Below are 11,114 nucleotides of genomic sequence, written 5' to 3' on the forward strand. Positions count from 1 at the left end.
CCCGACGACGGAAGCCCCTGCGCCGCCGGACGACAAAACGGCAGCCGCGCCGCCAACGGCGGATCAGGCGTCGGAGACCGGCCCCATCGAAAAGCAAGCCGCCGAAACAAAACCCCCGATCAAGACGCCCCAGATGATCAACGAGAGCTTGGGCCCCTGGGTGTTTTCGGTGAAGAAATGGCAGTATGACAGCTTTATCACCGATCCGGCGGCCATGCTCAAACCGCTCGCGGAAAAAGCGGAACAGAAATCCTGAACGGATACCCGTTTGACCATAGCTTAAAAGAAAACCGCGTCCTGAAACCGGACGCGGTTTTCTTTTGCGGGTTTGCTTGCTTTTTTATTCGCTTTTCGCCGCCGGTGCGATGATCAGGGCCGCGGATCGCTTCGGAACCAGGTATGTCGCCGCCAAGCCGGACAGTTCCTCGGCGCTGACGGCCTGATAGTCCTCGATGAAATTGCGGGCCATTCGTACTGCTGGGGCGCACGCGAGGATGCCGTCATGACGCTATTGAGCCAGTAGCCGTTGGTCTGGCGGTATTCCTTGATGGTGGTGAGCATCGGATCGATGGCCCGACGATATTCATCCGCGTTGACGCCGTTGTGGGCCAGGTCGCTGGCAATCGCATTGATCGCTTGCAACACAGCGTTGACTTGATCCGGGGCCACATTGACATGCGCCTGGAAGACGCCATAACCGGGATAGGCGCGGCTGGCCCGATTGAAGGCATACGGCGAATAGGAGACGCCCAGCCGTTCGCGAATCTGCTGGCGCAGGCGTTCCGAAAAAACATCGGCCAGGACCGAAAGTCTGCGGGTGCGTCGAATGTCCCAGAAATCGTCCGTCTGCCAGGCAGCGACCAACAGGGCCTTGGGAATTTCAGTCTTGACGGGGATACGGTGGGTACGTCCAACGGGAAGATGGGGCTGGTCGGCCCTGGGCGGCGATGGTGTTGTCTGAACATTTCTCGCTGGCAGGCCACCCAGGTAGCGTCGCGCCAGTTCGATTACCGCGCTTCATCAAAATCGCCGACAATGGAAAGCTCGAGAGGGGCCTGGCGGAGCTGCGGCATGATCCAGTCGCGGATGTCGTCCAGTCCGATGGCGTCGATGGCGGCAAGGGACGGTATCCCGAAACGGCTGTCGCCGCCGGCCAGGTAGCGGTTGCCCGCGATTTTCAGCATGCCGTCGATGGATCGGATGCCGGACTGATATTCCTGCCGCAGGCGTTCCCGGACCAGGGTCATGGCATCGTCTCGGAGGCCGGGATCGGTGACATGGGCATACAGCAGCTGGAACATCAGTTCCAGCTCGCCAGGAACACTCTCGGCGAAGAAGTTGAAATAGGTTTCGCCAATTCTGAAATCCACATAGGTGCTTTTACCGGCCAGAGCCCGTTCGAGCGCATTGGTATCCATGCCGCCCAAACCACTCTCATCCAGGGTCGGTCCCGTCAGCAGGCTGAGCCCCGGAAGGGATTTGGGTTCGGCGGCGCGTCCCTCGCCAAAGACGAGATTGGCCAATACTTCGTTGGTTTTATAATCGGTGGGTTTGATGTTCAGGCGCACCCCATTGGCAAAACGGATCCGGGTGATGCCAAGATCTCCCAGGATTTCCCGGGAGGCGATGCGTCCGTCGTCGGATGGTGCCGGAAGGTAGGGAAAGCGAGGTTCGGTTTCATCGGTCGGTCTGTGAACCCCACTGCCGGCGGATGTGAGAAATACGTTTCGGATCATTTCCTGGGGTGACCGGGAGGCTTTTCGCGCCAGGTCGACATTCCCCGTCACCAGCACCAGCCGGTGTTCATCTTTCCAACGCTCCGCGAACGCCTTCTGAACATCCGCGATCGTCACAGCCTCCAGCAGGGGGGCCAGCAGCTTCTGCTCTTGCTCGGGCGACAGGGGCACGCGGGACTCGGCAATATCCCGAATCATTTCCCTGGCCAGTGCCGTGCTATTGCGCGTGGGTGCCTCCCGAACTGCATTCTCCAACTGCTTGCGCGTGTCTTTTTTAACCCGTTCCAATTCTGCCGGGCTGAATCCGAAAAGCAATGCCCGGCGGAGTTCCTGCTCAATGGCACTTAAGCTTCGGGCCCATTCCTCAGCGCTGCCGTCGGCGGAAATTTCGCTGTAGCGGATTCGATTCATATACAGGCCGCTGCCCACGGTCGCCGAGGTGAACGGCCGGTCGGGCGTTTTAAGAAGGGCGTCCAGGCGGTTTTGGACAATCCGATTGGCCAGTACGGCGATCAGCTCCTTGCCGCGTCGTTGGGCGGTGTCCGCCGGTGGCTCCTCTTCATGCAGGGTTTCAATACGAACCGTTGTCTCTCCGGCCTCGGGTTCATGGTGGTAGAAAACATTCAACCCGTGATGATCGATGGTGCCGAGGGCGGGCTGCGCCACCGCGGGGGCGCGGGGCGTAAAGCCGTCAAATTGCTGCTTGATCAGCGATTGGGCCAGGGCGATATCAAAGTCACCCACCATGACCAAGACCATATTCTCCGGACGGTACCAGGCATCGTAAAAGCCTTTGAGCAGCTTGCGGTCCGCCTGGCCGACCACCTGCGGGATGCCGATGGGCAGTCGTCGGGACACCAGGAATGTCGGGAATTCAAATGCAAGGGTTGCCTTCAATGTCCGGTAGGCCGATGAATCCCGTGAACGCATTTCCGCCAGGATGACTCTCCGCTCTTTCTTGATTTCCTCTTCCTTGAGCAGGGCACCCATGGCGTAATCATGGATCACGAGAAGGCCTTTTTGGAGATTCTCCGCGTCGCCATCCGGCAGGATGATGTCATAGACCGTTTCGTCAAAGCCCGTATGGGCATTGGCGTCATTGCCGAACTGCATGCCGATGCTCTGGAAGTAGCGGATCAACTCACCGGGCGGGAAATGGGTCGATCCGTTGAACAGCATGTGCTCGAGAAAATGGGCGACGCCTCGCTGACCATCGGTCTCGTTCAGGCTGCCGGCACGAATGTAAAGATGAACGCTGACACGTTGTTCCGGACGTTGATTCTGTTTGAGCAGAAAACGGAACCCGTTGGCCAGTTCTCCAGATTGGATGCTCGGATCCGCTTTCAGATCGCTGTTGGCATTCAAGCCGGCAGGCGCAGGCATGGCCGCTACCGGTTGCAGCGCAGCGTCAGCTGTGGGTAGGAAAGAGGGCTTTTTGTGGGGGGTGAATGCGCCGGGAGCCGGCCAGCCGATCAGGCTCAACAAAAAGACCGGCAAGACGATCAGCCGCAGCCATGCCGTCCGTTCCTTGGAGCGTGTCGCGTCTCGGTGGATCATCGGGAATCCTTCGATGTCGGGTGGTCGTTGGGTGGTTGTCGGAAGCGCAGGTCCAAAGCCGCCTAACGCGTTTTCCGACGATACACGGATTATACTAATACAAGGCGGTTAAAAGGCAATTCCAAAATATCGATCATGCCTGGGAAGAATGAACTGGATGAGGAAGGTGGTGGCATCGGGAAGATCGGGATGCTGGAGAAAAAGCCTTCCGGAACCATGATCACCATGATTGCAGCGGAAGGCTTGAACGCGATCGTAAGAGGTGGATAGATATCCCCTTGCGAAACCGATGGGTCGCTTCAGCTTTTCTTTTTGATGTAGAGTCCGCGGGAAATGGTTTCGATCTTTCCCTTTTTGGTCAATTTGTACAGGGCATTGCTCACCTGGCGGGCTTCCAGACCGGTACGCTTTTTAAGCCGCTCGACGGTAATGCCGTTGCGGCTACGGCTGATCATCCCAAAAATACTGTCCAGCATCGTTTCCGACGAAGCCGCTGTCGTTGGTGCCTGTTCCGCGGCGACGGTCGGCGCCTGCTTTTTTGCCGCAGCTTTTTTTGCCGATGCTTTGGCTTTTTTCACAGTTGCCTTGGCTTTCTTGGCCGCTCTGGCCCTTTTGGCCGGTACAACTGCTCCACTCTCCTCCGCTTCGAGCGCTTCGGTTATCTTCTCTACCTGTTTAACAAGAGAAGATAAGGCAGTGGAAATGACCAACAGTTCCTTCTGAACATCTTTCATTCGTTCAAGCCTCCTTGGTAAAGCGGTTTTTGCTGGGAATTTAGTTATTTAAATTGAGCCCTAATATATTTATGATCGGTTGTCAACCTTTGTTTCGAGAAATTTGATTGTCGGAAAACGGGGAAGAGAATGCTATCCGCTTCGGTCGGGCGGATAATCTACCGGTAGATCATATTGCCTTCCGCATTCATATCTGTTCCCATATCTGCTGTCGCAGAATACCGTAGCGGTATTACTGTTCACGAAGGAACGCCCACCAGATATAGAAGAAAAAAAAGGCCCAGGCAAGAACAGCGGTCAAGTATGCCTTCCAGTCCGTTTTGCGGGATGCCTTCCCATTCCGATCGACTTTGCCAACGGGAAGCTTGCAGGACGGGCAAACGCTTGCGTTCACCGGCATGTATTCCATGCACTCCGGACACTTTTTTGAAACGTGCCCATCCCGTCGGCCGCGTTCTGTGGAGCCATGTGGCGGTTTCATCTTGCCGTTACCCTATCCTTTCGAAGTCGTGTAATGACCGGCGGTGGCAAATCTGCCTACTCGGCGTACCCCTTCTCAATGGTGACTTGGCTTTCCGCCCGGCGGGCCATCATCCAATCCTGAAACACCGTGCGTTGCTTCTGCTGCAGCAACAGCTTGCTGATTTTCTCTTTTTCGGCATCGAAGCCGTCTGCGGCAGGCGCTTTGCGCTCCAGCAGATGGAGGAGGTAGAATCCGGCTTTGCCTTCTACCGCTTGCTGACTGGAAGCGTTGGCCGCGCTCAGTTCAAAAGCCGCCTGAGAGATGGCTGGATCCGTGCCAATGCCGGGAATGGTGGCATTGCGTTTAATCAGTCCGGACTGTTCAATCTGCAGGCCCCGGCTGGCGGCACTGTCGGCAAAGGATGTTCCCTTCTTCAAATCGGCGGCCATGGCATCCGCCGACGCGCGTGCTTTGTCCGCCTGCATTTTTTTTGTCAGGTCGGCTGTCACGCGACCCTGGACGGTCTCCAGTTTGGGGACGGCCGCCTGGATGATTTCGGTGACCTGAATCAGGTAGTAGCGCCCCCCAATCTCCTGGACGTTACTGATGTCATCGACATTCAACGCGAATGCCGCACGGGCAAAGGCTTCCCGATCACTGCCCAGTGCTTCCGGACCACGGCTGGTGAATGCCCCCGTTTCCATGACGGTGAGATGAGCGTTCTTTGCATTTTTAATCAGATCTTCTTTCTCGTAGGTGCTCCCATAAAGCTGCTCAGCCTTGTCATAGGCCAGGTTTCGGGCCTTGATCTCAGTCAGGGCGGTGACAATCGTTGGCCGGCTCTGATCAAGGGTTTTTGTGCCGGCCCCCTCAGCCGCCGCGGCTTTTTCGTCGCTGAATTCATTCTTGTGGGTGTCGTAGTAATCGACAATTTCATCCTCATCTACGGTAATCTGGTCCGTGTACGCTTTGGGATCGAAAGCCACGTACCGGGCTTTGCGCATGGGAGCTGTCTTGTAGTTTTCTTTGTGGGCCTCAAAATAAGCGGCGATGGCATCGGCTGACGGGGTAATGTCCGTGTAGCTGGAAGGAGAGAACAGAACATAGTCGATATTGACCATCGCATTTTGCCAATTATACCATTCCCGCGCTTCCATATCCGAGACATTGGCGGCACCGGTGACGATACGGGTCAGCTTTTCACCCAAAAGGGCGCTTTTCTGATCGGCCTCGAACGCTTCCGGGGTCAGATGGACCTGGGTGAGAATGGCACGATAGCGGCGGTTATCGAACCTCCCGTTGCTTTGAAAGACAGACATTCTTTTGATTGAATCGGCGACTTCATCGTCAGAGACCCTGAGTCCAAGCTTTTCGGCCTCCTGCATGAGAATCGCACGGTTGATCAGTTGTTCGGTCACTTGCCGTTTGACCTGAAGCATTTTCAGCATGCTGTCATTCAGGCTGGTGCCGAATTGTTGGCGGTAGCGATCGATCAGGTTGTTATAGGCCTGCTGGTATTCGGTTATTCCGATGATCTCACCGTTGACCGTGGCGACCTTGGACGCCTGACGGGATCGGAAGCTGCCGACCCCCCAGAAGACGAACACGATCACGATGGCGAAAAGAATCACCTTGATCATCCAACTGCCGGCATGTTTACGCATTACGTTGAGCATTCACAACCTCTTCTTTTGAATCCATGGGCGGATACGCGGAGCACCCGCTCTGAGTGGTGATCTGTCGGTTTTTCGGTCCTGGTGGCGGTCCGCTTGAGCGATTGCCGTGCCGCCTTGTGCGGGACGAACCAAACGTTGCTTGCGGAAATCAGAATATGTCGTCTTTTCAAGAGATTGACATTAAATGCTGATGGTGGTTTTGTCAACCTGTTTCCCTGTCCACGTCCATTATCACGAGAGGCGGTGTTTTGTTTGGATTCGTGGAATGACGGCGATGGGGGAGAAAAAAACAGGTGTCGTGAATTGATTCCAAAAATTAAGTTGACATGCAAAATGAAGTTTGTTAGGTAGCGGTTTCACTTTTTGGGGCTGTAGCTCAGCTGGGAGAGCGCATGACTGGCAGTCATGAGGCCAGGGGTTCGAGCCCCCTCAGCTCCACCATTTAGCAATCAAGGTCGGCATATCCTGCCGGCCTTTTTTGTTTGGTGGCAAAATCGCCGCCATCCCATCTTCTTTCCATGCTTAAGTACCTCCGAAACCGACCGATATGTTAGTCGACATGTTAGTCGACAAAAAATTGTTCGTGTTCCGTTGGCTCGATTCGATGCGGGCTACCTCCCCGATCATGTGCTCAATGGTTGGCGGTTCGACGGTGATATCCATCGGAGCAGATATCCTTTGCCGACAGGAAGCCGGTGGAGAGATGGAGAATAGCGGCAGCAATGGAAAGAATTCTCATCATAGATGATGATTATGCGGTCTTTCGAACCTTGGCGACCTTGATCACCCGAATGGGCTGCGAAGCGGCTTGGCGGAAAACCTTGAACGAAGGCCTCAGCGAAGTGGAACACGCTGCATATGACGTCGTGCTGCTGGATGTCAACCTGCCGGATGGTTCCGGTTTGGATGTGGTTTCGCGTCTTCGCAAGGTGCCATCCCATCCAGAGGTGATTATCATGACCGGTTTCGGTAATCCAGACGGTGCCGAAATCGCGGTGAAAAATGGTGCCTGGGATTACATTCAGAAAGCCGCTTCCCCCCAGGTGGTCACCCTCTCCCTCAAGCGGGTACTGAATTACCGCAAGGAAAAGTGCCGGCTTGGCACCAAACCGGTCGCCTTGAAAATGAACGGACTGATCGGCAGCAGCAAACCGATGACGGCCTGCTTTGACCAGTTGGCCCGGGCTGCCAGTGGCGAGGCCAATGTGCTCATATCCGGTGAGACCGGAACAGGTAAAGAAATCTTCGCCCGGGCGATTCATGCCAACAGTTCGCGTTGTAATGGCAGCATGGTTGTGGTCGACTGTGCCGCGTTACCGGAAACGCTGGTGGAATGCCTTCTTTTCGGTCATGAAAAAGGCGTTTATACCGGCGCGGACAAAGCCCGGCAAGGCCTGGTCGCCCAGGCCGATGGCGGTACCTTGTTTCTGGACGAAGTGGGAGAACTGCCGCCGGCGATCCAGAGAGTCTTTCTGCGGGTGCTCCAGGAACGCCGGTATCGGCCGGTCGGTGGCCGAAACGAATTGCCCAGCAACTTCAGGCTGGTCGCCGCCACCAATCGCGACCTGGATAAGATGGTTGCCGAGGGGCGGTTTCGCAAGGATCTGCTCTACCGCATCCGGACCATCAATATTACCCTACCGTCATTGAAGGATCGCCTGGATGACATCAAACCCCTGACCCTTTATCACCTATCCAAACTCTGTGAGCGCTACGGCATTGAGAATAAATCCGTTTCCCCGGATTTCATCGACGCTTGGGCCATTATGAATGGCCGGGAAATGTCCGTGAACTGATCAATGCCCTGGAGACGGCCATCGCCAACGTGGACCCGAACCGACCCTCTACGCCCGGCATTTGCCCGAGGTGATTCGCCTGACAGCCATCCAGGATGCCTTGGAGAAGACGCCTGCAGCGGCAATGCCCTATATCCCCGCCGCCCAAGTGAGCAGTAAACCCTTCTGTGCGCCCCTGACCTCCTTCAAGACTTTCCGTAAAATGATCATCTCCCAGGTGGAAAAAGCCTACCTGACCACGTTATTGGCACAAACCGATAACAGCCTGGATAAATCGCTTGACATCTCCGGCCTCTCGCGCTCGCGGTTTTATGACCTTTTAAAGCAACACAACCTTTCCCTTTGAGGATGGCGGCCGAGGCCGTTCAACCCTTCTTTTTTAGTGCCTGCCATTGATGACGGCGGCGTTCTGGAAGGAATGCCGAATCTTCGCCGGTGTCATACGCCTTCTTCCGTCCGGAAAAATCGGATCAATCCGATTTTTTTGATAACCGGTCCGGTTTTTTCGGACAGACGATCTGCGGAAGCGTTTCAGACCAAGCTGGTTCGTTTTTAACAACTTGAAATATAAATAAAATAAAAAAATAAGAGCGCCTCTTCCGCTTGGCATAATCGGTGATAAGGACTCCATTGAACCACGATCTTGACGGGTAAGGGTGATGCTTATGAAGATGTCGACTCCGATGATGAAATTGATCGTTTATGCGTCCGAAAGCAATCTGCGTCGACGTTTGCTGTCCGCCATGGATGGGCTGGCGGATCAGTGCCACATGGAGCTTTTCGTCGATGTGCCGGCCCTGAACCGCCGCTTGTGCGGCCCCGTAAAAGGCGAGGTCTGGCTGTTATTGGTAACCCAGAATCTCTCTGAACTTCATTGCTTTGCCGCCATGGGCGATCTGATCCAGAACATCAGAAGCATTTTGGTGCTTCCCGATCAGGAACGTCAAACCGTTTTCACCGGACATGCCCTCTATCCGCGCTTCATCAGCTATTTGGATAGTGATTTCAGTGATGTTTGCTCCGTACTGGGTACGGTCATCCACAATTTAACGCATATCGACTGCATATAGCACTCACTCCAGGAGGTTGTTTATGGCCATATCGAAACAAAACGCAGTGGATCCAGGCAATCCACAATCCAGGACCGATACCCTCAATCCGTCGGAAACGGCGGAGTTCGAATCCGGCAGTGAGGTCGATCGGGAAGGCAAGTATCTCACCTTTTCACTGGTGGAAGAGGAGTACGGCATCGGTATTTTGAAAATCAAGGAAATTATCGGGATGATGCCGATCACTGGGGTTCCCCAGACACCCGCGTTTGTCAAAGGCGTGATCAATCTGCGGGGAAAGGTGATTCCGGTGGTGGACCTGCGGCTGCGCTTCGGCATGCCGTCGATCGAATATGATGATCGCACCTGCATCATCGTCGTCGAAATCAGCGCCCTTGACCTCGATGTCGTCATTGGTATCGTCGTCGATTCGGTGAGTGAGGTGCTCAATATAAAGGGTGAGGACATCGAGGATACCCCGACCTTCGGCGCCTCGCTGAATACCGATTATATTTTGGGAATGGCCAAAATGGACGGCAAGGTAAAGATTCTTCTGGACATCGATGAAGTTCTCGGCGCCGACGAACTGGCCGCTTTGGCCAAAGCGGCCTGAGCGGTTGCCTGTCAGCCATTTGATCAGAAACGACTGAGCAGTTGCTTCCATTATCAACAACAATAAGGAGAACAAGCGTGTTCAAGAATATGAAGCTGGGCACAAGAATTGGCATGGGATTCGGCATCCTGATCCTCATCGCGATGGTTTTGGGCGGCGTTGCGGTATGGAACATGGGCCAGGTGGGAACGGAATCCAAGAAGTTGGCTGAAGAGTATGCACCGGAAGTGCAGCTATCCAACGAAGTCGAGCGCTATTCGCTCTTAACCATGTTTGCGATCCGGGGCTATTCCGCTACCGAACAAGAGGAATTCCTCAAAGATGGGCACAAACAGATGGACCTTTTGAATCAACATCTCAACGAAATCAAAGCCTTGGCTGATCGCTCACCCCACTTGGTGAAACTGAAGGCCGCTGTGCCATTGGCGCAGAAAGGGATCGCCGAATACGAGCAGTTGGTGGATGAAACCGCCCAAGTCATATCGAATTTGGCGAAATTACGTGAGCATATGGATACTGCGGCGGCAACCTACATGCACGAGAGCAGCAATTTCATGGTTTCCCAGACCAAGGCCGTCGAAACGGAACTCCGAGATGCGGCATCTGCCGAGAGGATCATCGAACGACTGTCCAAGATCACCATGGTGCATGATATCATTGATGCGGGCAACGCCGTACGCATCGGCAATTTCAAATCCCAGGCGACCCGTGATCCGCAACTGCTGAAAAACACCATCGCCAAACTTGATGATGTTGAAAAGAAGCTGGATCAACTGGCGGCGATGACCCGGCAGGAAGTCAATATCCGGCAGATCGAAGCCATTCGGGTTGCTGCCAAACAGTATAAAGACGCCATGACGCAATTCCTCACGGAGTGGCTCAACCGGGAGAACCTGGACAAGCAGCGCACGGTGGTGGCCGGAAGTGTACTGGAAAACACCCAGGCCACCTCCAACGCCGGTATCGATGAAACCCTGGGAATTGCCAAAATGGCCGATGCCAGCCTGTCTACGGCTACCCACGTAATGATTACCGGCTTGGTATGTGCTTTGGTGATCGGCGTATTGATGGCATTTTTTATTACCCGCAGCATCACGCGTGCCATCAACCGTGTCGTGGAAGGCCTTAGCGAGGGCGCCGAGCAAGTGGCCGCGGCCTCGGGACAGGTATCGAGTGCCAGCCAGAGCCTGGCTGAAGGGGCGTCGGAGCAGGCGGCCTCCATCGAGGAGACCTCTTCCTCGCTGGAGGAGATGTCTTCCATGACGCGGCAGAACGCGGATAACGCCAGCCAGGCGGACACGCTGATGAAAGAAGCCAACCAGGTGGTGACAGCGGCCAATCAATCCATGGGCGATCTGATCCAATCCATGGAGGAGATTTCCAAGGCCAGTGAGGAGACCTCCAAGATCATCAAGACCATCGACGAAATCGCTTTCCAGACCAATCTCTTGGCATTGAACGCGGCGGTGGAGGCGGCGCGGGCAGGCGAG

General features: G+C 55.0%; 11 protein-coding genes and 1 tRNA gene. 8 read left to right on the forward strand and 4 right to left on the reverse strand.

All coding sequences use genetic code 11. The features are described 5' to 3' along the window. A partial coding sequence (locus tag JCM12296_RS40400; RefSeq protein WP_054700121.1) for a hypothetical protein occupies positions 1–256 on the forward strand: 256 nt, incomplete at its 5' end. 113 nt (positions 257–369) lie between these two features. Here the strand turns inward: JCM12296_RS40400 and JCM12296_RS28370 are convergent. The 4 genes from JCM12296_RS28370 to JCM12296_RS28385 form a co-directional block, all read right to left on the reverse strand. After that, positions 370–1,008, reverse strand: a complete 639-nt coding sequence (locus JCM12296_RS28370) for a M16 family metallopeptidase (RefSeq protein WP_083456604.1) — start codon at positions 1,006–1,008, stop codon at positions 370–372. Next, positions 1,008–3,293, reverse strand: coding sequence for a M16 family metallopeptidase (locus JCM12296_RS28375; protein WP_054700124.1), 2,286 nt, complete (start codon positions 3,291–3,293; stop codon positions 1,008–1,010). The genes JCM12296_RS28370 and JCM12296_RS28375 overlap by 1 nt, the downstream gene beginning before the upstream one ends. Positions 3,294–3,592: 299 nt before the next feature. Continuing rightward, positions 3,593–4,027 carry a type IV toxin-antitoxin system AbiEi family antitoxin domain-containing protein gene (locus JCM12296_RS28380; RefSeq protein WP_054700126.1) on the reverse strand — a complete coding sequence of 145 codons (435 nt, stop codon included), beginning with the start codon at positions 4,025–4,027 and terminating at the stop codon, positions 3,593–3,595. 537 nt (positions 4,028–4,564) lie between these two features. Beyond that, positions 4,565–6,166 carry a peptidylprolyl isomerase gene (locus JCM12296_RS28385; protein ID WP_054700128.1) on the reverse strand — a complete coding sequence of 534 codons (1,602 nt, stop codon included), beginning with the start codon at positions 6,164–6,166 and terminating at the stop codon, positions 4,565–4,567. Between the two features lie 365 nt (positions 6,167–6,531). Between JCM12296_RS28385 and JCM12296_RS28390 the strand changes: the two genes are divergently transcribed. From JCM12296_RS28390 to JCM12296_RS28410, 7 genes are all read left to right on the forward strand, one after another. Beyond that, positions 6,532–6,607 (forward strand) — tRNA-Ala (locus JCM12296_RS28390). 281 nt (positions 6,608–6,888) lie between these two features. Next, a complete protein-coding gene (locus JCM12296_RS28395) occupies positions 6,889–7,962 on the forward strand; it encodes a sigma-54-dependent transcriptional regulator (protein WP_246805010.1) in 1,074 nt (357 codons plus the stop codon). Beyond that, entirely contained in the window at positions 7,923–8,036 is a 114-nt protein-coding gene (locus JCM12296_RS51630; protein WP_479690886.1) for an AAA-type ATPase lid domain-containing protein, read from the forward strand. The genes JCM12296_RS28395 and JCM12296_RS51630 overlap by 40 nt, the downstream gene beginning before the upstream one ends. Further along, on the forward strand, positions 8,033–8,308 hold the full coding sequence (locus JCM12296_RS45990; RefSeq protein ID WP_246805011.1) for a hypothetical protein: 276 nt from the start codon (positions 8,033–8,035) through the stop codon (positions 8,306–8,308). The genes JCM12296_RS51630 and JCM12296_RS45990 overlap by 4 nt, the downstream gene beginning before the upstream one ends. Positions 8,309–8,645: 337 nt before the next feature. Then, positions 8,646–9,032 (forward strand): hypothetical protein, encoded by a 387-nt coding sequence (locus tag JCM12296_RS28400; RefSeq protein ID WP_157067969.1) that lies wholly within the window; start codon positions 8,646–8,648, stop codon positions 9,030–9,032. A gap of 22 nt (positions 9,033–9,054) precedes the next feature. Beyond that, positions 9,055–9,624 carry a chemotaxis protein CheW gene (locus JCM12296_RS28405; protein ID WP_054700132.1) on the forward strand — a complete coding sequence of 190 codons (570 nt, stop codon included), beginning with the start codon at positions 9,055–9,057 and terminating at the stop codon, positions 9,622–9,624. A gap of 77 nt (positions 9,625–9,701) precedes the next feature. Continuing rightward, positions 9,702–11,114: methyl-accepting chemotaxis protein (locus tag JCM12296_RS28410; RefSeq protein ID WP_054700134.1), on the forward strand; the 1,413-nt coding region annotated here is incomplete at its 3' end.

Origin of the sequence: Desulfosarcina cetonica JCM 12296 (genome assembly GCF_001311845.1) — a bacterium.
Taxonomy (GTDB): domain Bacteria; phylum Desulfobacterota; class Desulfobacteria; order Desulfobacterales; family Desulfosarcinaceae; genus Desulfosarcina; species Desulfosarcina cetonica.